Genomic DNA, 20,180 nt, shown 5'->3' on the forward strand with positions numbered 1-20,180 from the left:
CTAGCCCCCGAACGCCTTCAAAATGTTTTCCGCGTTGTAGCTCAGGGCAACGCGTGCGTCATTGGAGACCTTGTCCGGGTTCTTCTGCTGGCTGAGGAAGTCCGTGAAGCGCTGCAGCGCCTGCCCGGCCTTGGCTGCGTCGCCGTCCTCAACGGCCTTGGCAGCCTGCCGGAGTCCCGCCGTCAGCTGGCTGGCCACCGGCCCCGCAACGTCTCCTGATTCGACCAGGTCTTCCAAAACGTGCTCCTGCGCTTTTACGCTGCCGGGGAGCCAGGCGGCGCGCAGGGGAACATTTGTGAAGTCCATGTCGGAGGCGAGGTAGAAGTCCGTATAGGCCGGCTGGTTGTAAGCGGTGTTCTGCCGTGCAACTTCTGCACGGTACTGGGGATCCTGCATCAGGGTGTAGAGCTTGTGGTTGGTCACCTCGGTACTCAGGTACATGCGCAGGGCTGAACTGTCCGCAGTCCTCACCAGCAGTTCCTCCCGCCAGTCACCCACCACGTCCGCCACCAGGCTGGGGGTACCCTTGGTGCCGTTGTTGGTGCGGGTGTCCGTGGCAGTGAGCAGCCGCCCGCGCTTCCAGTCGTCGATGCTGGGGGTCTCATTCCCGGACCCGTTGATGAGCTGTGTGGTCATGTCCGCGGCCCACTTGATGCTCATGTTGGTGCCCGGGGTTTTGGTGGAGAGCTTGTCTCCATCGGCCGACTGCATGCCGATGGCCCAGTTCTCGATGCCGGGAACGGCAGGATCAACATCCCCGATCATCCCGCGGCCGGTGTCCTTGCCGGAGTAGGCGCCGAAGAGAACTTTCCCGGTGGCGGCGTCGCGCATGGCGTAGCCGTAGGGCGCATAGGTGCCGCCTTCGTGCACGCTGAAGATTTCCTTGCCCGGCCGTGCAGGATCGATATCGGTGACGTGCATGGCATCGCCGTGGCCCAGGCGCGCTTCGGTGCCCGGGGTGGCGCTGCCAGCCGGCATGGTGTCGAAGGAGCTGTAGAGCAGCGAGCCGTCGTCGTCGATCGTTGCGGAGCCGTAAACAATTTCCTGCTTGCCGTCACCGTCAACGTCCGAGGCACTTAGTGAGTGGAAGCCCTGGGTGGTCAGCTTGCCGAACTCGGGGTCGGTGCCGTCACGCCCGTGCGGGCCGTCATTGAACGGGTTGGTCATGGGCGTCCAGCCCGAGTCGATGTTCCACTCGGGGGAGAGGTTTGACCCGTCCCAGGTGTAGGCGGCAACGGTGCTGCGCGTGTAGTAGCCGCGGGCGAACACGGCCGCGGGCTTCTTACCGTCCAGGTACGCGACTCCGGCGAGGAACCGGTCCACGCGGTTGCCCGGCTCAATGCGGGCCATCGCGTAATCGCCCCACATGAGGCCGTCGTCGTGCCTGCCGGGCTCATAGGCAACCGTCTTCAGTTCCTTGCCCGAGGCGCCTTCAAAGACAGTAAGGTACTCCGGGCCGGACAGGACAAAGCCCTCGAAGGCCCGCAGGTTGTTTTTGGTGTTGCGGGACGGCGCATAGACGTCCATGAAGTAGTCAGCGAGTGCCTTGGCGTCCGGTTCGGACAGCGGGTACTGGTACTTCGGCGCGATTCCGAACGCTTCCTCCAGCGTGGCGGGCCAGTTGCCGGCCTTCACTTCCGGGTGCTCACTCCAGCCCTGGAACATTGTCACCATGTGCTGGTAGTAGTCAGCGGCGCTCATCCGGTAGTCGTCGGAGTTGGAGTAGCCGGCAACGATGTCCGGCTGCAGCAGGGAGATGAAGCTTTCCGAAGCTACGCTGCCGTCGGCGTTGAAGTTGATGCTTTTGGTTCCCGGCGCCGTCTTCATCATCATCTCCGCGCGGCCGTCGCCGTCGAAGTCGTTGACCAGGAGTTGGGTGTAGTGGGCGCCGGAGCGGATGTTCACGCCGAGGTCGATGCGGTGGAGGAGGGTGCCGTCCGTCTTGTAGGTGTCAACATAGGTGTTCCCGGTGTAACCCACCTGGGAGACGTCCTTGGAGTTGTTCGGGTCCCATTTGACGACGAACTCGTACTGGCCGTCACCGTCCACGTCACCAATGGAGGCATCGTTCGCAGCGTAGGTGTATGCCTGACCCATGGGGGTGACACCGTCGGCCGGCTTTTTGAGGGGGATGTCCGTGAAGTTGCCGCCCCAGGACGTGGCGCTTGGGCTCCGGTCCAGTTCAACGCCGCCGACGACGGCCCGCACCTGGTATTCCGACGCCGCGGTTCCAGCAGCGTCCTGGTAGTTGGTGCTGTCCGTGACGGTCGCCAGCTTCTCGCCGTCCCGGTAGACGTTGAAGTCCGTGCCGGTTAGGCCGGTGGCAGAGGATCCGGTGGCTTCGTGGCCAAGGAGGCGCCAGCTGAGGAACACTCCTTCCGACGTCTTGGCGGCCACCAGGCCGCGGTCCAGGTGGTCCAGCTGGACGCCGGGGGCGCCGGGCTTCGGGGAACGTTCGACGGCGGTGGCCGGGGTGGAGAGGCAGCCCAGGGCCAGGGCAACGCCCAGGGCACCTGCCGAAAGAAGGCGAGCGGGGTTCCTGCTCGGATTCATCAGTGAATCCTTTCAATTTTGTCGTGGGAAAACGCTTCCCCGATAACCTAGCGGCAGGGGTGTGCCCAAAACAAGCCTTGCGGCATGCCGGCAAAGAAGGTATTTAGAACGTTGTAAATTGAGCTGACCGGCTCAGGCGCCGCGGCGTGTCCAGGCGGTCAGCCGGTCACTCAGGTCCATAAACTCCCGGTTGACTACCTGCAGCCCAGGGTTGGCGTCGTACCAGCCCACGATTTCCCGGGCTCCGTCGGCAAAGGGGATGGTGGCGCAATAGTCCGGCACCAGGGACTTGATCTTGGCGTTGTCGAACACCACCGAGTGGGAGCGGTCGCCCAGCAGGTTGGGCCCGAGCTCGTCGCTGTGCGCGGCGATCGTTTCCGATGCAACGTGAACGAGTTCCGGCTCCGGGACACCTGCTGCCCGGGCGAACAGCCGATAGATCTGGTTCCAGGGCAGGTACTCATCGGAAGTGATGGTGTAGCTTTCGCCTACCGCCTGGGGCCGGCCCAGCAGCCCCACGAATGCCTTGGCGAAGTCCCTGCTGTGGGTCAATGTCCAGAGCGAGGTGCCGTCGCCGTGCACCATGACCGGCAGCCCAGTACGCATCCTGTGGATGTCCGTCCAGCCGCCCACCATGGCAATCTTGGTGCGGTCGTAGGTATGGGACGGGCGGACCACCGTGAGCGGAAAGTCCTGTTCCCGGTAGGCCTCGTAAAACAGTTCCTCACAGGCGATCTTGTCCCGGGAGTACTGCCAGAACGGGTTTTTCAGCGGTGTGGATTCGCGGATGGGCAGGCGCGTCGGAGGCTTCTGATAGGCGGACGCGGAACTGATGAACACGTACTGGCCGGTGCCGCCGGCAAACAGGTCGAGGCTGGCTTTGGCCTGGTCCGGCTTGTACGTGATGAAATCCGCAACGGTGTCGAACTCCCGCCCGGCCAGCGCCTCCCGAACCGCTGAGACATCCCGGACGTCCGCGTGCAGAATCTCCACCCCAACCGGGACCGGCCTGGTGGACCGGCCCCGGTTGAGGATTGTGAGCCGGTGGCCCAGCGCGACGGCGCGTTGTGCCGCCGCGGCGCTGATCACCCCGGTGCCGCCAATGAATAGGATGCTTTTTGGCGCCACCGTTCCAGCCTCGCTGACAGGTGGGTTTACCACGCGTAGTCTTCCGGTGCGGTCCGGTGCCCGGGGAAGATGTCGTCGAGCCGCTTCAACGCATCGGCGTCAAGGGTGACGTCTAAAGCGCGGACGGCGGCGTCGAGCTGTTCCTGGGTGCGCGGCCCCACGATTGGCGCCGTGACCGCGGGCTGGTGCAGCAGCCAGGCGAGGGCAATGTCGCCGGGCTCCTGGCCCAGGTCATCGGCAAAGTCCTCATACTGCTGGATCTGGTCCTGGTGCTTCTTGAGGGTCTCAGCTGCCCTGCCCTCGGTCCGCCGGACACCCTGCCGCTCTTTTTTCAGCACCCCGCCCAGGAGTCCGCCCTGCAGCGGGGACCAGGGGATGAGCCCGAGACCGTACTGCTGGGCCGCCGGAATAACCTCCAGTTCCACCTGGCGCATAAACAGGTTGTAAATGGACTGTTCGCTGACCAGGCCGGTGTAGTTGCGCCTCCGGGCAGCTTCCTGCGCCTGGGCGATGTGCCAGCCGGCGAAGTTGCTGCTGCCGGAGTAGAGGATTTTGCCCTGCTGCACCGCCACCTCGATGGCCTGCCAGATCTCGTCCCACGGGGTGTTCCGGTCGATATGGTGGAACTGGTAGATGTCAATGTAGTCCGTCTGCAGGCGTTTCAGGCTTGCATCCAGCGCACGCCGGATGTTCAGCGCAGAGAGCTTGGATTCATTGGGGCGGTCTGTCATGGTCCCGTAGAGCTTGGTGGCCAGCACCGTGTGCTCCCGGCGCTCGCCGCCCTTGGCGAACCAGCGGCCGATGATTTCCTCGGTCCAGCCCCGGTGCCCGGCTCCGCCGTACACGTTGGCGGTATCGAAGAAGTTGATTCCCTGGTCACGTGCGGAGTCCATGATGCTGTGGGCTTCGGCTTCCTCTGTCTGGGGGCCGAAGTTCATGGTTCCCAGGCAGAGCCGGGAGACTTTCAGGCCTGAGCGGCCCAGTTGGGTGTACTGCATTCGAAGTCCTTTCGGTGGTTGAGCCCGTCGAAACTACAGCTGTGTGAAGGAGGCGACGGCGGGATCGGACCCTTGGCGCGCTCCGGACTCCAGTGCCGTAATTGCGGAAAGTTCCTCGTCGGAAAGTGTGAGGGCGGACGCGGCGAAGTTTTCACGGATGCGTGACCCCTGGCTGGACTTAGGGATGACGATGTTTCCGGCCGCCAAGTGCCAGGCCAGCACCACCTGGGCGGTGGTGGCGTTGTGGTCATTTGCGATGGCGGTCACTGCGTTGCGGTTCAGATCCGCACCGCGGCCGAGGGGACTGTAAGCCTCCACTGCGATGCCAAGGCTCCGGCACTTGTCCGCCAGTTCCGCCTGCTGGTAGCTGGGGTGCAGCTCAACCTGGTTCACGGCCGGGACGATTTCCGCAGATTCCAGTAGCTCGTCCAGGTGCTCGGGCAGGAAGTTGGAGACCCCGATAGCGCGGATCTGGTTGTTCTCGTACAGCCGCTCCATCTCCTTCCAGGCCTGCACGTACAGGTTCTGCGACGGGACCGGCCAATGGATGAGGTACAGGTCCACATAGTCCAGGCCCAGTGCCTTGCGGCTGTTCTGGAATGCTTCCTGGGCCCGGTCCTGTTCGCCGTTGCGAAGTTTTGTGGTGATGAAGATGTCCTCGCGCGGGATGCCGGTGGCCGCGACTGCAGCTCCCACGCCGGCCTCGTTGCGGTAGGCGGCAGCGGTGTCGATGTGGCGGTATCCGGCCTCAAGGGCGTCCTCCACGGTCCGCTGGGTGTCTTCCGGCGGTACCTGGAAAACGCCGAAACCAAGTTGGGGGATGGTGACGCCGTTGTTCAGTGTCAGCTCTGACATGGGTGGCTCCTTGTATAGAGGCGGGGTAAAAGTGCGGGGGTGCCGTGGGCTCGACCGTGAGAAAGCGGTTTCCGCTTGGCTCGGTATTGAGCCTATGCACTTTTGACGGCTCTGTCAGTAAGCAAGGCTGTTCTTATTTTTCCTAGGACTGCCAGTCCTACCTTCGTTGTAGAACCGGGCGGACAGCGCGGGTCACAATGGTCTGCATGGGTCAAAGCGCCGAGTTCGGCAAATTTCTTAAAGCCATGCGTTCCCGGTTAACCCCCGAAGACGCCGGAACCAATCGGTCCACAGGTGCCCGCAGGGTGCCCGGCCTTCGGCGGGAAGAGGTGGCAAGACTGGCTGGCGTCAGCACGGACTACTATGTCCGGTTGGAACAGGGCCGGAACATCCACCCTTCGCGCACCGTCCTGGACGCGGTGTCCCGGGCGCTCCGCCTCAGCAGCGGCGAGCAGGCCCACATGATGGATCTTTTGGAGCACTGCGCAACCACGCCTCGGTCAACGGGGCAGGTGGCCCAAGGCGTTCGTCCGGCTCTGCGTTACCTCCTTGAGGCAGTGGGGGATGTTCCAGCCCTGGTGCTTGGCCGCCGCACCGACGTGCTCGCGGGTAATCGTTTGGCCTTCCTGCTTTTCACCGACTTTCCTGCCCTTCCTGCGCTGGAACGGAACTTGACCCGCTGGCTCATCCTGGACCCCGCTGCCCGCGAGCTGTTCCGGGACTGGAAGACAGTGGCTGCCGAAGCCGCCGGCGCGCTCCGCCTGGATGTCGGCAGGCATCCCAACGACGCGCAGGCCAACCATTTAGTGGGCGAACTGGCGGTGAACAGCGAGCATTTCCGACAATGGTGGGCGGGGCACCGGGTGGCCACGCGGTCCGCGGGAATGGTCCGCCTGTATCACCCCGTCATCGGAGAACTCGAGCTGAACTTTGAAAACCTCGTTCTTCCGGAGGACCCGGACCAGACGCTCCGGATCTATTCCGCCCGGCCGGGGTCGCCGTCCGCCGATGCCCTGGCACTGCTCGGCAGCCTCGGTGCCGCCGACGCCAGCGCAACAAGCCAGGACGGACAGGCCAAAGCGGTGGCCGACGCTCCCGTAGCCGCCACCGAGGGCGGGGAGTAAGTGGTGCCGCGCCCCTGTACTTTTGGCCAGCAGGAGCGACCAATTCTGGCCATGAGCCCATAGGGATCGTTCCCTGCCCTTCCTAGGCTGGGAAAACAAGCTCCCACCCAAGGATGGTCTCAACGATGAAACGCATCGCCCTGCTGAAGGAACGCCAAACTTCCGCCGCCACCGGCGCGCCCTCCACCGCCACGGGCTCCCACTGCCCAGCCTCCGGCCTTTGGAGCCCTGACCTCGACCCGCACACCGTGCTGTCCTTCTTCGAAGGACACGTTTTTCCGGCGTTCGACGGCGTTCCCACAGTCTGGCGGCGCCGTTCAGCAGGTACAGCCCCGGCTAATTAGCAGGGGCTGGACATAGGACTGGCCCGCAGTCAGTGCCGCCCACTACGAGCGGCGCTGACTGCGGGCCAGTTGGCTTTGACTTAGTGATCTTCGAGCCGGAAACCGAGCTTGATGGTCACCTGCCAGTCGGCGATCTTGCCCTCTTCCAGGTGACCCCGGATTTCCTTGACCTCAAACCAGTCAAGATTCCGGAGGGTCTGGGATGCCTTGGCTATTCCGTTCCGGACGGCGTCGTCCACTCCCTGATCCGACGTGCCGACAATTTCAGAAATGCTGTATGTGTGGTTGGACAACTTCGCTCCTCGTGATTGCCTTGCGCACCCAGTTTGCGGGCCGTCCTTGAAGACTAATGGCACGCCAAGAACGTTGGCCAGTCCCCGGACGGGAACTGCAGCTCCCGGCCCTGACCCCTCGAGGGGATACTCACTGGGCTTCAAGCACCAGGTTCCTGAGGTCATCGAGGGTCTGCTGCATGTGCGCGTCCATGGCTTCACGTGCCCGTGATGCATCATGGGACTCCAGTGCCTCGGCGATGTTCTGGTGATGGCCTATAGCGTGTTCCTGGATCTCCGGCACCGCCGAGGTCTCTGCCCGCCGTTTTTCCAGCACACGGTGGAGCGGTTCGAACAACACGGCCACAAAAACGTTTTCGGAGGAATGCAGGATCAGGTCGTGGAAGGCCAAATCTGCCGCCACGAAAGCGGCAACATCGTTCACTCCGTGGGCGGCCCGCATTGCGGCCACGTGACTGTAGAGCGTCTGGATGTCGGCGTCGCTGATGCGTCCTGCCGCAAGTTCACAGGCGCCTGTCTCCAGCATGCGCCGCAGCTCGATGAGCTGGACGGACGCCTCTGCCTCGTTTTTGCCTTCGGAAGCGGCGCGCAGCACGGCTTCGAGTGATGTCCACCGGTTCAACGGATTGACGAAAGTGCCGCGGCCGCGCTCCACGCTGAGGATCTGCTGCGCCTCCAGAGTCTTCATCGCCTCGCGGACAGTCATGCGGCTGACGTCGTGCCTGGCGCTGAGTTCATGCTCGCCGGGGACGGTGGCACCGGGCGGAAAATCGCCTGCGATGATCCGGTCAAGGAGTTCATCAGCCACCTGGCCTACCAGCGACTTTCTTGCCATTGCTGCCCCCGTCGGTGTCTCCGTGGATATGTCAGACAAGTCTACTTGCGCGTCTTTATGTCCTGTGCCACACTGGCCTTCAGATAGAAATGTCAGACATCTTACAGTTTTCACATCCGGATCCGTCCCGGATTCATACACAATGGAGTGCACTGTGACGCTTGAAGCAGACGTTCTTGCCCGCTACCCGGCCGAAGTCCGGATTCCCGCCGAACTGGTGGCCAGCACGCTGGCTGCCTCCAACGCCGAGACCCCGCGCGTCCTGGTAGTGCTCGACGACGACCCCACCGGTACGCAGTCCGTGGCAGATTTGCCCGTGCTCACCAGCTGGGACGTGGAGGACTTCATCTGGGCTTTTGGCCAGTCAAAACCCGCCGTTTACGTCCTCACCAACACCCGCAGCCTGGACCCAGCAGAGGCCGCGGCCCGCAATGAAGAAGTGGTCCGCAACGCCCTTGCCGCCGCCGGCTCGCCTGAAGGGCTGCGCCTCGGGTTCGTCAGCCGCAGCGATTCCACCCTTCGCGGCCACTATCCTCTGGAACCGGATGTCATTGCCGCTACGGTTGCCGATGTCAGCGGTGAAAAAACCGACGGCGTAGTGCTGGTCCCCGCCTTTCCCGACGCCGGGCGCGTCACCATCGGCGGTGTCCACTACATGCGCGGCACCGGCGGGGCCGGCGGCACTCTAACTCCTGTGTCGGAGACCGAGTTTGCCGAGGACGCCACGTTCGGCTTCACCACGTCCGTCATGGCGGACTACGTCGAAGAGAAGTCCCAAGGACGTTTCGCAGCGGACTCCGTGATCGTCCTGGACCTGAACACCATTCGCGCCGGTGCTGCAGCCCAGGACCCCGCCATCAGTGCCAACGCCATCGCCGATGCCATCGATGCGGCCACGGACTCCACTCCGATCGTGGCTGACATCGTCACCGAAAACGACCTCCGCGCCCTGTCCCTGGGCCTGGAAGAAGCCGAGCGGCGGGGCAAAAAGCTGCTCTACCGCGTGGGTCCGCCGTTTGGCCGCGCCCGGATCGGCCAGGAAATCCGCACCGAGCTGACTGCAGCGGAAGCCTACGCCGGCAACACTCCCTCCGAAGCAGGCGGGCTCATCGTTGTCGGCTCCCACGTCGGCGTCACCACCCGCCAGCTCAAGGCACTCACCGAGCAGCACCGGGCGGCACGCATCGTGGAGATCGACGTCGAGAAGCTCCTTGGTGCCGAAACAGAAGCGGCCGGCCACCTGGACCTCACCGTGGACACCGTCGTCGAAGCCCTTCGCGAAGGTGACGTCATCGTCCACACCAGCCGCCTGCTGATCAAGACTGACGACCCCGCCGAAAGCCTTCGGATCGCCCGCACGGTGTCCGCCGCCGTCGTCGCCGTGGTCAACCGGACGCTGAAAACCTTCCCGCCCCGGTTCGTCATCGCCAAGGGCGGCATCACCTCCTCCGACGTTGCAGCGCACGGCCTGGAGATCCGCCACGCTATCGTCCGCGGGCCCATGCTTCCCGGCATCGTCTCGCTCTGGGAGCCGGTGGACGGCCCCGCCAAGGGCATCCCGTACATCGTCTTCGCCGGCAACGTGGGCGATGACCAGTCACTGGCCGACGTCACCCGCAAGCTCAGCAACACCTTCTAGTCCCCACGGCCCCACCGCCACTCATCGTAATTCCCCCAGAATTCAATGGAGAACACCATGACCAGCAGCTACACCGTTACCGTCCTGGGCCTCGGCGCCATGGGACTGCCCATGGCCACCCGGATGGCCTCCCAGCTGATCGTGCACGGCTACGACATCGCCGAGCCGCGCCTGAAGCTGGCCGAGGAAGCGGGCATCACCACGTTCGCCACAGCCCGCGAAGCCGCCAAGGGCGCCGACGCCGTGCTCCTGGCGGTCCGCAACGGCGACCAGCTCAACGACGTCCTCTTCGGCGAGAACGGCGTCGCCTCCGTGCTGGAGCCCGGTGCCGTCGTCATCCTCGGCAGCACCGTGGGCACCGAGCCAATCCCCGGCACCGTGGCCAAGCTTGCCGAGTACGGCGTGGAGCTTGTTGACGCCCCGCTTTCCGGCGGACCCAAGCGCGCCGGAGAAGGCGACCTGCTGATCGTCGTGGGCGCTTCGCCTGAGGCCCGGGGGAAAGCAGCCCCGGCCCTGGAGTTGCTGGCTTCGACCCTGACCGTGGTGGGCGACAAGCCCGGCGACGGCCAGGCCCTGAAAACCGTCAACCAGCTGCTCTGCGGCGTCCATATCGCAGCTGCCGCCGAGGCCATGGCCCTCGCCGACGCCCTGGGACTGGACCAGGCCAAGACCCTGGCCGCCCTCGAAGCCGGTGCCGCTGGCTCGTTCATGCTGTCCAACCGCGGGCCCCGCATCCTCGAGGCGTACAACGAGGAAGGCGCGGAGGTGCTGTCCCGCCTGGACATCTTCGTCAAGGATATGGGCATCGTGGGCAAGGCCACCCGCGCTGCCGGGCTGGCAGCTCCGGTTGCAGCCGCTGCCGAGCAGCTCTACCTCCTGGGCCAGGCACAGGGCCTCGCCGCCGCTGATGACTCCGCCGTCATCAAGGTCGTCGCCCCCACCAAGCGCACCCAGTAACAAGCCACCTTCCCCCAAAACGTACGACGACGGCGGTCCCCCCTCCGCCGTCGTCGTACCAACCCAGCTCGCCAGGCTTAACTGGCGATGTCAAAGGAGACACACGATGAGCGCACTAGCTCTTCTGGCCATAGCAGCGGCGGGCGTCGCCCTGCTGCTCGTGGCCGTCATCAAGTTCAAAATCCCCGCTTTCCTTGCCCTCCTGGTGGTCAGCGTGGCAGTTGCCCTGGTGGCCGGCATTCCGCTGCCGGATGTCATCAAGACGGTTACTGAAGGCATGGGCGGAACCCTTGGATCCGTCGCCATCCTGGTTGGGCTCGGCGCCATGCTGGGCAAAATGATTGAGATTTCCGGCGGTGCGCAGGCCCTCGCCGGCAAGTTCACGCAGCTGCTCGGCCCCCGCCGGGTCATCGCGGCCCTGACCTCCGCAGCCTTCCTGTTGGCCATCCCAGTCTTCTTTGACGTCGGATTCATCATCCTCATCCCCATCATCTACGGATTTGCCAAGGCCGCCGGATTCAACCCGGTCAAAATCGGCCTGCCCGTCGGCGGCATCATGCTGGCCATCCACGTTGTTGTCCCGCCGCACCCCGGCGTTGTTGGCGGCGCCGGAATCCTCGGCGCAGACATTGGCTGGACCACCATCATTGGCCTCGCCCTCTGCATTCCCGTGGGCGTCCTGGGCTACTTCGTTGCCCGCAGGCTCAACCGGCGTGACTTTGCCATGCTGCCCGCCACTGCCGAGCAGTTCAAGCTCTTTGGTACCGGTACATCACAGGTCGAGCAGGAAGCTGCCCAGGGCGCATCCAACGTTGCCGTCAAGAGCGAAGTCAAGACCGCTCCCAGCCCCGCCATGATCATCACCCTGATTGTCCTTCCGATCCTCATGATCATGGTGGGAACTGTGGGCGCTGTCATCCTGCCCAAGGAATCCTTCGCTTCCCAGCTGGCCGCGTTCATCGGCGCTCCGCTGATTGCACTCCTCACGGCCTTGGGCCTGGCGTACTACTTCCTGGGCATCCGCCGCGGTTGGTCCTCGCAGCACACCGGCGAGGTGATGGACTCCGCACTGGCTCCCACCGCGATCGTCATCCTGGTAACCGGCGCCGGCGGCGTCTTCGGCAAGGTGCTCACCGTCTCCGGCATCGGCAAGGCCCTCGCGGAAGGGCTGCAGACTGCCGGCCTCCCCGTCATCGTGATGGCCTTCGTCCTCGCGGCCATCCTCCGTGCATCCCAGGGGTCCGCCACGGTGGCCATCATCACCACTTCGGGCCTGCTGGCAGCATCCGTGGCCGGCGGCGGCTTCTCGCCCTTCCAGACAGCACTCATCCTGGTAGCCATGGGCTTCGGCGCACTTGGCCTGAGCCACGTCAATGACTCCGGCTTTTGGATCGTCACCCGTTTCCTTGGCCTCTCCGTGGCCGACGGCCTGAAGACCTGGACTGTGCTCACCACGGTCCTTGGCCTGGCAGGCTTCGTCCTCACGTTCCTGGTTTGGATCCTTGCCGGAGGCCTGACCGTCTGATGCGCACCCGACTCGACCACCTGGTCACCTCCGCCCTCCAGCAGGGCTCCGCCGTCCCGGCCTTCACCTGCTACGACTTCACCACCGCTTCGGCAGTGGTGGCCGCAGCCGAGGAATCGGGCCGGGGCGTCATCCTCCTCGTGGCTCCCAAGACCGCCGCCACGCCCAACGGACGGCGCCTCATTGGCGCCCTGCGTGGCCTCGCTGACGCGGCGTCCGTTCCGGTGTCCGTGCAGCTGGACCACGCAACTGACCTTCAGGTGATGGCCGACGCCGTGACGTCGGGGGCGGATTCCGTCCTCGCCGACGGTTCGTCCCTTCCTTACGAGGACAACATCGCACTGGTCGCTGCGGCCCGGGCCCTGTTGGGCCCTGACGTGGTGCTGGAAGCTGAACTGGGCGGCCTTGCGGGAGACGAGGACCGAGCCTTTGGCGCCGACCAGTCGGGTGTATCCGTGACCGGGCTGACGGATTCCGCCCAAGTGGAGGATTTTGTATCCCGCACCGGCGCGCAGCTGCTGGCTGTCGCCGTCGGCAACGTTCACGGCAAGTACAAGGGGGAGCCGCAGCTGCGCTGGGACGTGCTGCAGGACATCGCAGTGCGGACGCACATTCCACTGGTGCTGCACGGAGCCTCCGGGATCCCGGCAGCGGAACTGGTGAAGGCTGCGGCCATGAACGTTGGCAAGGTCAACTTCAACACCGAGCTTCGCACGGGTGTCCTCGCCACCTTGCAGGAGCAGCTGCCGGGACACCGGTCCGACGGCGAGAACCTCCAGGGACTCCTGCGCCACTGGAGCCAGTCAGTGGGCAGCTTCGCTTCATCGGCGCTGGGCATGCTTTCCCGCTAGGCCGCAAGTGACAGGACGTTGCTGAAGGGTAAGCCGGGGCATTGCCAGCGGGGTGAAGTAGTGCCAGTGTCAAACCATGACCGAGAACACGATGTCCACCGAGGACCAGTTCACCCCCGATGTCTCACTGAGCCGCAACGACGCACACCACCGCTACGAGCTGCACGTGGGCGGCAAGCTGGCCGTCCAATCCTTCTACCGCGACCTCCCCGGCCATATCGACTTCAGCCACACAGAGACGTCCCCGGAGTTCGAGGGCCAGGGCCTGGGCAAGGTCCTCGCCCATTTCGCGCTGGATGACGTGGTGGCAGCGGGAAAGCGGATCATCCCGCACTGCCCGTTCATCGCCGGCTACCTCCGCCGGCACGAGGGCTATGAGCAGTGCGTTGACTGGCCCGACAGCCCGGCGAGGAGCGGTTCCGGAGCCTGAAATCTACCGGCGGCCCCCGGCAAGTTACCGACAGATCCTTCCTTTCCACCATTTGTGCCCGGGCTGCGCGTTATGGCGCCGCAGTGTCGGGTACCTTTCCTGTGCGCGGTCTTGCAGAGGGCGCACGCTTTGAAAACGCGCGGCCCTTGAGGCAGCGCGCACCGGAAGGAATCCTGGATGAATCACCAGGAACAACTGTTTGATGTGGCCGTCATCGGCGGCGGACCGGCCGGCCTTAGCGCCGGCGTTGCCCTGGCCAGGGCATTGCGGTCAGTAGTAGTGATTGACGCCGGCGGGCAAAGGAACCTCCCTGCGGAAGGCGTGCATGGTTTCCTCACCCGCGAGGGCATGAGCCCCCGGGAGCTCCTTGCTGCGGGGCGGGAAGAACTGGCGGACTACGGTGGTGAAGCCATCCCCGGGTTTGTTAAGTCTGCCAGGCGCGACGGCGACAACTTCGAGCTCTCACTCGAGGACGGGTCGACGTGCCGTGCCCGCCGGCTACTGATTACCTCGGGGATTCAGGACGAGCTCCCCGAACTGCCTGGGGTGGCCGACCGCTGGGGCCGGGATGTCCTCTACTGCCCTTATTGCCACGGCTGGGAAATCCGGAACCAAAAGGTGGGGGTGCTGGCCTCCGATGACCACGCTGTCCTTCAGGCCTTGACCTTCCGGCAGTGGAGCGCGGACGTAACCCTCCTGCTCCACGGTCAACTGGTGCTCAGCCCGGGCCAATCGGAACAGCTGGCCGCACGGTCGGTCAAGGTGGTTGACGGCCGGGTCCACGGGCTGGTGGTCCAGGACGACCGGCTCACGGCGGTCACGCTCGATGACGGATCAGCAGTACCGCTGGAAGTGCTGGTGGTCAGCCCGGCAACAGTCAGTAAGGCCAACATGCTCCAAGCCCTGGGGCTGGAGCCAGATGACCTGGAGGAGGGGCCGGGGACCCGCCTCCCGACCGACGAAGCGGGGCTGACATCCTGCCCGGGCGTCTGGGCGGCAGGCAATGCCACCGACGTTTCCGCCCAGGTCATGACAGCTGCTGCTGCCGGACTCAAGGCTGCCGCAGCAATCAATGCGGACCTGGTGCTGGAGGACACCCGGCTCGCGGTGGAGGCGGCAAGGAGCCCCGCCATCCGTTAAAGGCCGGCCCTGTCAGCTGGCCGGGTGTGCGGTGTGGGCCCTGTCAGCTGGCCAGGGCGTGAAGGGTGGCTGCCGGGACGTCGAGGGTGAAACCGCAGGCGCAGCGGTAGGTGTCCACACTGGCGGGGGAGCCGGGGCCGGCGGGAAGGGCCGGGGCGATGTCAACGTGGACGGGCTGGTACAGCGGTGTGGCGTCCGGATCCACCAGCTGCATGGGGGCACGGCAGTGCATCCGTGAAGTCATGGTGACCAGCAGTCCCGCGTCCACCGGACGGAGGAAGCTGACCGGAGCTTCTGCCCCTGCTTCCGGCTCGATGGGTGCTGCCGACTGATTTTTCACTGCTGTGGTCACGATGTTCGTCCTTGGGCTTCTTCACGGAACTGCCGGCGTTGGCAGCCCCGCCGCGAACTGCTTGCGGAGGTTCATTTACCGCATAAGCAAAGCATGCTTACTAATAGTTGGACAAATCCGCCCGTGGCGCAGGGCACATTTGCCTTCCCGCTGCCTGCCGCCAAGGCCGTCCGGCGCTGCCCCGAGGCTGTCTATTGCTGCCCGCTGAAGGCGCCGGCCTTGTGCCCCTGGCTCCGCCGGTGCTGCCACTGGTGTGCATGCCAGAGCAGCAGGCCTACGACAGCAATGACCCCGCCCAGCATTGCGTAAGGGGCGAGGGTGAAAATCACGAAAGGCATCGGCGTCCCTCCGCCTGACGGTCCCGTGGTCAGATCGGCATTAAAGGCAGCCGAGACGCCGCCACCCACCAGAAGGGCGGCCAGCAGCCAAAGAACAATGATGAAAGGGTTGACGGCAAAGGATCCGACGCTTCCCGGCTCTTCCGCGGCTGCGGACGGCGCATCCTCCGTCACGGTCTGTCCATACGCATCCACTTCCCGGAATCCGTACGCACCCGCTTGCTGCTCCAAATTTCCCCCCACACATCGAACCCGCAACTCCGTGCTGCTGGTAGCACCACCCTAATGCCGCCCTTCTTGCCGCATGGCCACGCGGTCCGGCCGGTGTGGCGGGATTCGCAAGACAATTACATGGCCGGACGCCTGGCGAAGTCCGCGGAACAGTAAGGCACGGGAGACCCTACCGGTGGCTAGGCTGGCAGCATGACTGCAGACATCTCCGGAGCTACCGCCCTCATCACCGGCGCCAGTGCGGGCCTGGGCAGTGAGTTCGCACGACAGCTTGCTGCCCAAGGCTGCAACTTGGTGCTGGTGGCGCGGAACCGGGCCCGCCTCGAGGAAACCGCGGCGGGCCTGGAGAAGCGCTACGGAATTACGGCTGAGGTGCTGCCCGCGGACCTGACCGACGACGCCGGGGTGGCAGCCGTCGTCGGGCGCCTCTCGGATCCACAGCACCCGGTAGGAATCCTGGTGAACAACGCAGGAATCGGTCTGCTGCACAACTTCGAGGACAACCATATTTCGGAGGAGAAAAAGCACCTGAAGCTGCATGGCGAGACGGCAATGGAACTCACCCACGCTGCATTAAAGGGCATGCTGGAGCGGGGCGGCGGCCGGATTATCAACGTGGCGAGCATCGCGGCGTTCCTGCCCCGGGGCACATACTCCGCCGCGAAGGCCTGGCTGGTGAGCTTCAGCCGCTGGGCCAACCTCACCTACCGCAAGCGCGGCATCAAGGTCACCGCGGTGTGCCCGGGCTTCACCCACACGGAGTTCCACGACCGGATGGGAATGGACAAATCCGTGGCACCCTCGTGGGCCTGGCTGAACGCCGAGCGGGTGGTCCGGGAAGGACTGGCTGACAACGCGCGGGGCAAAGCCGTGTCCATCCCGTCCAAGCGCTACAAGGTGGTGGCGGCGGTGGCCAGGGTAGCGCCGGCAAAGCTAGTGGCGGGACCTGCGCGTAAACCCAAATAGCACCGCCGGGCTGCGCGTGCCCGCCCGCCGGACGGCCACCACCACCGCAATTCCCACCAGCGCGCCCACCAGCGTTTCAATACCGCGTTCCAGGATCAGGACGGCGGGGTCCCTGGGATCGGCGAGCTGGGTCATCAGGAGGATTACCGGCGTAAAGGAGACCATGGCCAGGCCGTAATGGCGGGCCATAAACAACTCGGTGGTGAACTGGAAGAGAATAACCAGAAGTGCCAGCACCACGGCCTGCCGGACGGGAAGGAATCCTGCCAGGGACCAAGGGCCGGGCAGGATGACGACGGCGGTCACCGCCAGCCCAGCGAACGTCCCCACAATGCGGTGGATGCCCCGCCGCACGCTGCTGGGGAGGTCGGCCCCGGCAAGGGGAACCGCGGCCGCGGCCATGGCCCAGTGCGGGTGGCCGCTGCCGGACAAGACTCCAACAGTACCCGCGGCCCCCACAGCCAGGACGTACCGGGCAGCGTGCACCAGCACCTCCGGTCTGCCGGCGGAGTGTCCTGCGGGGACGCTCCTGACCGCACCCCGCTGCCAGGACCTGCGGCGGATCCAGCCGGCAAAACCCACCATCATGGAAAAGACGGCCGACCCCGCCGCGATCAACAGAGCCGCATGCCAGGGGACCTCTGTAGGTACGGAGGCGCAGGCCCCCAGGGCAAGGATGCCGAAGAACGGCCCGTTGGGTTTGAGCCGGACCCTATCCGCAAACACCGATCCGACGCCGGCCAGCACCGCTTCGACGGCGACGAGCCACCAGGAATGAAGGTGGTTGACGGACAGGAACAGGCCTGCCGCAACCCCGCCGAGCAGGACCACCGAGGCCTGCGCCTGGTGCCGGAGGCGGAGCTGGTGCGGCTCGGAGCGGCCATACATGCCGGTCAGGGCGCCGAAGACGGCGTACATGATGAGTCCGGTGTGGTCCGCGGCCAAAAGCAGGAGCGAGGGGACTGCGACGCTGAGGGCTACCCGCAGGGCCGCAAGGTGGTCCCGGCTGGCCGGTTCCAGCCGATGAAGGGCGCGCACCTGCTCCACCAGAAGCTTCATGCCGCTCCGTCCCTGCTTGTCACCGGATCCCTTCCGGGCAGGAACCTATCATCGGCGGCTTCACCCGGGCCAGCCCGGGACGGGAGCCTGCCTGTTGCTGCACGGCTAGACCTGGGCTGGAGCCTTCCCGGCGGAACTGGAATCCGTGATGTCCTGGGTCTCGAACGGAAGCTCATCGAGGTCGATCAGCGGGTTCTCATCCTGCGTGGCCACCAATTCGCGGGCCTCTGCCTGGGTGTCCACGCTGGGCATGGAGCCTGGCAGTGGCCGCTGGGCGGATTCCTTGAGGAAGTAGATGGCGACGGCGCCCACCAGTGAGGTGCCCATCAGGTAGTAGGCGGGCATCATGTCGTTGCCGGTGGCGCTGATAAGCGCTGCCACGATGAACGGCGTTGTTCCGCCGAAAATTGCCACTGAGAAGTTGTAGGCGATGCCCATTGCGCCGTACCGGCTGGACGTGGGGAACTGGGCCGGAAGCGCGGAGGCCAGGTTGGCCACGTAGAACGTCACCGGGAATGCGATCAGGGAAAGGCCGGAGAGCGTGGACCAGACGTCGCCGATGCCGATCAGCATGAAGGCCGGGGTTGCCAGGACAACCGTGCTCAGCGCACCGATCCACAGGACGGGGCGGCGGCCGATCCGGTCGGACAGCTTGCCGGTCAGCGGGATGCAGAGGCTCATGACCACGAGAACAGGGATGGTCAGCAGGGTGCCGTGGACTTCGTCGTAGCCCTTGGACTCGGTGAGGTACGTGGGCATGTACGAGGTAAGGGCGTAACCGGCGGTATTGGCTGCGGCAACCAGGATCATGGCGACGATGATGGAGCGCCAGTACGCCTTCACAATTCCCACCGGGCCCTTAACCGATGCTTGGTCGGAGGCAGCGGCGTGTTTTGCCAGCTCTTCCTGGGCGTCCAGGGTTGCCTGGAACTGAGGAGATTCCTCGATCTTGCTCCGGAAGTAGACGGCGATGAGGCCCAGGGGACCGGCCACCAGGAACGGAATCCGCCAGCCCCACTCCTCCATTGCCGCCTGGCCAAGGGTCAGCTGCAGAGCAGAGACCAGTGCCGCGCCGAGGGCGAAGCCAAAGTAGCTGCCCATGTCCAAAAAGCTGGCGAAGAAGCCGCGGCGCTTGTCCGGGGCGTACTCGCTGACGAAGGTGGTGGCACCGGCGTATTCGCCGCCGGTGGAGAAGCCCTGGACGATCTTGAGCAGCACCAGAAGGGCCGCCGCCCACAGCCCGATTTGGGCGTAGCCGGGAAGGAGTCCGATGGCGAAGGTGCTTGCCGCCATGATCATCAGGGTGGTGGCGAGGATCTTCTGCCGGCCCATCTTGTCCCCGAGCCAGCCGAAGATCACGCCGCCAAGCGGGCGCGCGATGAAGGTGGCGGCGAAGGTTCCCAGCAGGAAGAGTGTCTGCGTGGTGGGGTCGGACTCCGGCAGGAAAACGGGCCCCATGGTGGTGATGAGGTAGCCGAACACGCCCACGTCGTACCATTCCATCGTGTTGCCCACGATGGTTCCGCCCAGGGCTTTCTTCAGCATGGGCTGGTTGACGACGTTGACGTCCGACTCCTTGAGCCGGCGGCGCTTCAGAATGTTTGGCTTGCGCGGCCCTCTGGCAGCTGTGGCTGGGGTGCCGGGGGGTGTAGCTGGGTTGCTTCCGGAGGCGATGTTCATGCCTGCGGAAGAGTCGGTGATGCTTCGGTCTGTGGGCATTTGGGCAGCTCCCGTGGAGGTCATTTGCTTGCGACTTGTAGCTGCCCCGCTCCGGGCAGGCCTTCAATTTTACGCGAAGGCTATGGCGCCCGCTGCCTTAATGGCGTAAGGTGGCCCCTTTTCGAAGCGTTTCCGGCCAGCTACACGAAACTTCTTTTCCGGGTTTTCCCGCGCCAGTACTGGGATCGGCGCCGTCCGGCCCCCTCGTTACGAAATCTTTGTCCTTTCTGGCGCCCGGAACCCTCTTTCGCCCCGGATTCAGCCGAAAAAGTGATGCCGCCCACCGCGTCCGCAGCCATCCTCCCTGGCTGCCGGGCCGCCGTCGTCTGGGCACTGAAAGCATGGCCGTCCGAGGGGTTCACAGGTGCCGCTCGCTTGCCTATGGTGGAGCCATGGAAACACTTTCTTTCAAGTAGGCAATCGTCTGCGGCCTGGCCACCGCCGGCCGCTCCATCAAACCTTCAGAGGCCTTTGGCCTCTCTTTTGGCAGCACTTCATTTGATTGCAAAGGAAGAACCATGGCTGACGAAAATACTGGCAAGCGCATTGCGCCGGAGCTGGCGGACCACCTTGCGAAGGCAATGGACTCCCCGCCCAAGCCTGGTGCGGTTGCCCCGCTGCCTCCGATGGGGGCAGCCGGACAGAGCGGCTGGCCGGACGGCAACGGCAAGCGGCGGCATCCCAAGGACCACGGCGGCAGCCATGGCCGCATGGGGATGGGGGCGGCCGTGACGGCCATCCACCGGACCGGCCGGCCGCAAATGCCGCACTCGTCCTGAAATCGCCGCAGGAAACCAAACGGAACGGGGACACCGGACTTCCGGTGTCCCCGTTCTCTTGCAT

20 protein-coding genes are annotated in these 20,180 nt (G+C 64.9%); 10 read left to right on the forward strand and 10 right to left on the reverse strand.

Features of this window, described 5'->3' with window-relative positions; all coding sequences use genetic code 11:
• The 4 genes from AC5RTE_RS06085 to AC5RTE_RS06100 form a co-directional block, all read right to left on the reverse strand.
• Positions 1 to 2,553 carry a rhamnogalacturonan lyase gene (locus AC5RTE_RS06085; protein WP_494040505.1) on the reverse strand — a complete coding sequence of 851 codons (2,553 nt, stop codon included), beginning with the start codon at positions 2,551 to 2,553 and terminating at the stop codon, positions 1 to 3.
• Between the two features lie 132 nt (positions 2,554 to 2,685).
• Positions 2,686 to 3,714, reverse strand: coding sequence for an NAD-dependent epimerase/dehydratase family protein (locus AC5RTE_RS06090; protein WP_494040506.1), 1,029 nt, complete (start codon positions 3,712 to 3,714; stop codon positions 2,686 to 2,688).
• Positions 3,708 to 4,679: an aldo/keto reductase gene (locus AC5RTE_RS06095; RefSeq protein WP_494040507.1), complete on the reverse strand. Its 972-nt coding sequence runs from the start codon at positions 4,677 to 4,679 to the stop codon at positions 3,708 to 3,710. Before AC5RTE_RS06095 ends, AC5RTE_RS06090 begins: the two co-directional genes overlap by 7 nt.
• A 33-nt stretch (positions 4,680 to 4,712) precedes the next feature.
• Positions 4,713 to 5,534 (reverse strand): aldo/keto reductase, encoded by an 822-nt coding sequence (locus AC5RTE_RS06100; RefSeq protein ID WP_494040508.1) that lies wholly within the window; start codon positions 5,532 to 5,534, stop codon positions 4,713 to 4,715.
• Between the two features lie 206 nt (positions 5,535 to 5,740).
• On the opposite strand from AC5RTE_RS06100, the gene AC5RTE_RS06105 reads away from it, so the two are divergent.
• Both AC5RTE_RS06105 and AC5RTE_RS06110 read left to right on the forward strand, forming a co-directional pair.
• Entirely contained in the window at positions 5,741 to 6,658 is a 918-nt protein-coding gene (locus AC5RTE_RS06105) for a helix-turn-helix domain-containing protein (protein WP_494040509.1), read from the forward strand.
• Between the two features lie 125 nt (positions 6,659 to 6,783).
• On the forward strand, positions 6,784 to 7,002 hold the full coding sequence (locus tag AC5RTE_RS06110) for a hypothetical protein (protein WP_494040510.1): 219 nt from the start codon (positions 6,784 to 6,786) through the stop codon (positions 7,000 to 7,002).
• Between the two features lie 80 nt (positions 7,003 to 7,082).
• Here AC5RTE_RS06110 and AC5RTE_RS06115 read toward each other — a convergent pair whose 3' ends face one another.
• Both AC5RTE_RS06115 and AC5RTE_RS06120 read right to left on the reverse strand, forming a co-directional pair.
• Positions 7,083 to 7,295: a dodecin gene (locus AC5RTE_RS06115; protein WP_256249351.1), complete on the reverse strand. Its 213-nt coding sequence runs from the start codon at positions 7,293 to 7,295 to the stop codon at positions 7,083 to 7,085.
• 130 nt (positions 7,296 to 7,425) lie between these two features.
• Positions 7,426 to 8,130, reverse strand: a complete 705-nt coding sequence (locus tag AC5RTE_RS06120) for a FadR/GntR family transcriptional regulator (RefSeq protein WP_494040511.1) — start codon at positions 8,128 to 8,130, stop codon at positions 7,426 to 7,428.
• Between the two features lie 154 nt (positions 8,131 to 8,284).
• Here AC5RTE_RS06120 and AC5RTE_RS06125 point away from each other — a divergent pair, with 154 nt between their 5' ends.
• The 6 genes from AC5RTE_RS06125 (at position 8,285) to AC5RTE_RS06150 (ending at position 14,672) form a co-directional block, all read left to right on the forward strand.
• The gene (locus tag AC5RTE_RS06125; RefSeq protein ID WP_494040512.1) at positions 8,285 to 9,769 is read left to right on the forward strand and encodes a four-carbon acid sugar kinase family protein; all 1,485 of its coding nucleotides are present in this window, start codon (positions 8,285 to 8,287) and stop codon (positions 9,767 to 9,769) included.
• A 57-nt stretch (positions 9,770 to 9,826) separates the two neighbouring features.
• Positions 9,827 to 10,726 (forward strand): NAD(P)-dependent oxidoreductase, encoded by a 900-nt coding sequence (locus AC5RTE_RS06130; protein WP_494040513.1) that lies wholly within the window; start codon positions 9,827 to 9,829, stop codon positions 10,724 to 10,726.
• Between the two features lie 106 nt (positions 10,727 to 10,832).
• Positions 10,833 to 12,251 (forward strand): GntP family transporter, encoded by a 1,419-nt coding sequence (locus AC5RTE_RS06135; RefSeq protein WP_494040514.1) that lies wholly within the window; start codon positions 10,833 to 10,835, stop codon positions 12,249 to 12,251.
• Entirely contained in the window at positions 12,251 to 13,102 is an 852-nt protein-coding gene (locus AC5RTE_RS06140) for a class II fructose-bisphosphate aldolase (protein ID WP_494040515.1), read from the forward strand. Before AC5RTE_RS06135 ends, AC5RTE_RS06140 begins: the two co-directional genes overlap by 1 nt.
• A 76-nt stretch (positions 13,103 to 13,178) precedes the next feature.
• On the forward strand, positions 13,179 to 13,532 hold the full coding sequence (locus AC5RTE_RS06145) for a GNAT family N-acetyltransferase (RefSeq protein WP_494040516.1): 354 nt from the start codon (positions 13,179 to 13,181) through the stop codon (positions 13,530 to 13,532).
• Between the two features lie 177 nt (positions 13,533 to 13,709).
• Positions 13,710 to 14,672, forward strand: a complete 963-nt coding sequence (locus tag AC5RTE_RS06150) for an NAD(P)/FAD-dependent oxidoreductase (protein WP_494040517.1) — start codon at positions 13,710 to 13,712, stop codon at positions 14,670 to 14,672.
• Between the two features lie 43 nt (positions 14,673 to 14,715).
• Here AC5RTE_RS06150 and AC5RTE_RS06155 read toward each other — a convergent pair whose 3' ends face one another.
• Positions 14,716 to 15,024, reverse strand: a complete 309-nt coding sequence (locus AC5RTE_RS06155) for a hypothetical protein (protein ID WP_494040518.1) — start codon at positions 15,022 to 15,024, stop codon at positions 14,716 to 14,718.
• 191 nt (positions 15,025 to 15,215) lie between these two features.
• Complete coding sequence (locus AC5RTE_RS06160; RefSeq protein ID WP_494040519.1) at positions 15,216 to 15,536, reverse strand: hypothetical protein; 321 nt, start codon at positions 15,534 to 15,536, stop codon at positions 15,216 to 15,218.
• A 249-nt stretch (positions 15,537 to 15,785) separates the two neighbouring features.
• Here AC5RTE_RS06160 and AC5RTE_RS06165 point away from each other — a divergent pair, with 249 nt between their 5' ends.
• The gene (locus tag AC5RTE_RS06165) at positions 15,786 to 16,559 is read left to right on the forward strand and encodes an SDR family NAD(P)-dependent oxidoreductase (RefSeq protein ID WP_494040520.1); all 774 of its coding nucleotides are present in this window, start codon (positions 15,786 to 15,788) and stop codon (positions 16,557 to 16,559) included.
• Here AC5RTE_RS06165 and AC5RTE_RS06170 read toward each other — a convergent pair.
• Both AC5RTE_RS06170 and AC5RTE_RS06175 read right to left on the reverse strand, forming a co-directional pair.
• Positions 16,527 to 17,618, reverse strand: coding sequence for an FUSC family protein (locus tag AC5RTE_RS06170; protein WP_494040521.1), 1,092 nt, complete (start codon positions 17,616 to 17,618; stop codon positions 16,527 to 16,529). The two genes, AC5RTE_RS06165 and AC5RTE_RS06170, sit on opposite strands and share 33 nt — an antisense overlap.
• A gap of 105 nt (positions 17,619 to 17,723) precedes the next feature.
• Positions 17,724 to 19,337, reverse strand: a complete 1,614-nt coding sequence (locus tag AC5RTE_RS06175; RefSeq protein WP_494040522.1) for an MFS transporter — start codon at positions 19,335 to 19,337, stop codon at positions 17,724 to 17,726.
• 518 nt (positions 19,338 to 19,855) lie between these two features.
• On the opposite strand from AC5RTE_RS06175, the gene AC5RTE_RS06180 reads away from it, so the two are divergent.
• Positions 19,856 to 20,116, forward strand: a complete 261-nt coding sequence (locus AC5RTE_RS06180; RefSeq protein WP_494040523.1) for a hypothetical protein — start codon at positions 19,856 to 19,858, stop codon at positions 20,114 to 20,116.
• The last annotated feature ends 64 nt before the right edge of the window (positions 20,117 to 20,180 follow it).

The sequence above is a fragment of the Arthrobacter sp. K41 genome (assembly GCF_059089645.1).

Excerpts from the sequence above, each read along its gene's own strand:
- AC5RTE_RS06130 (WP_494040513.1), top strand. The coding sequence starts at position 9,827 with ATGACCAGCAGCTACACCGTTACCGTCCTGGGCCTCGGCGCCATGGGA.
- AC5RTE_RS06170 (WP_494040521.1), bottom strand. The coding sequence starts at position 17,618 with ATGAAGCTTCTGGTGGAGCAGGTGCGCGCCCTTCATCGGCTGGAACCG.
- AC5RTE_RS06175 (WP_494040522.1), bottom strand. The coding sequence starts at position 19,337 with ATGCCCACAGACCGAAGCATCACCGACTCTTCCGCAGGCATGAACATC.
- AC5RTE_RS06085 (WP_494040505.1), bottom strand. The coding sequence starts at position 2,553 with ATGAATCCGAGCAGGAACCCCGCTCGCCTTCTTTCGGCAGGTGCCCTG.
- AC5RTE_RS06135 (WP_494040514.1), top strand. The coding sequence starts at position 10,833 with ATGAGCGCACTAGCTCTTCTGGCCATAGCAGCGGCGGGCGTCGCCCTG.
- AC5RTE_RS06105 (WP_494040509.1), top strand. The coding sequence starts at position 5,741 with ATGGGTCAAAGCGCCGAGTTCGGCAAATTTCTTAAAGCCATGCGTTCC.
- AC5RTE_RS06100 (WP_494040508.1), bottom strand. The coding sequence starts at position 5,534 with ATGTCAGAGCTGACACTGAACAACGGCGTCACCATCCCCCAACTTGGT.
- AC5RTE_RS06095 (WP_494040507.1), bottom strand. The coding sequence starts at position 4,679 with ATGCAGTACACCCAACTGGGCCGCTCAGGCCTGAAAGTCTCCCGGCTC.
- AC5RTE_RS06165 (WP_494040520.1), top strand. The coding sequence starts at position 15,786 with ATGACTGCAGACATCTCCGGAGCTACCGCCCTCATCACCGGCGCCAGT.
- AC5RTE_RS06120 (WP_494040511.1), bottom strand. The coding sequence starts at position 8,130 with ATGGCAAGAAAGTCGCTGGTAGGCCAGGTGGCTGATGAACTCCTTGAC.
- AC5RTE_RS06145 (WP_494040516.1), top strand. The coding sequence starts at position 13,179 with ATGACCGAGAACACGATGTCCACCGAGGACCAGTTCACCCCCGATGTC.
- AC5RTE_RS06140 (WP_494040515.1), top strand. The coding sequence starts at position 12,251 with ATGCGCACCCGACTCGACCACCTGGTCACCTCCGCCCTCCAGCAGGGC.
- AC5RTE_RS06180 (WP_494040523.1), top strand. The coding sequence starts at position 19,856 with ATGGCTGACGAAAATACTGGCAAGCGCATTGCGCCGGAGCTGGCGGAC.
- AC5RTE_RS06110 (WP_494040510.1), top strand. The coding sequence starts at position 6,784 with ATGAAACGCATCGCCCTGCTGAAGGAACGCCAAACTTCCGCCGCCACC.
- AC5RTE_RS06150 (WP_494040517.1), top strand. The coding sequence starts at position 13,710 with ATGAATCACCAGGAACAACTGTTTGATGTGGCCGTCATCGGCGGCGGA.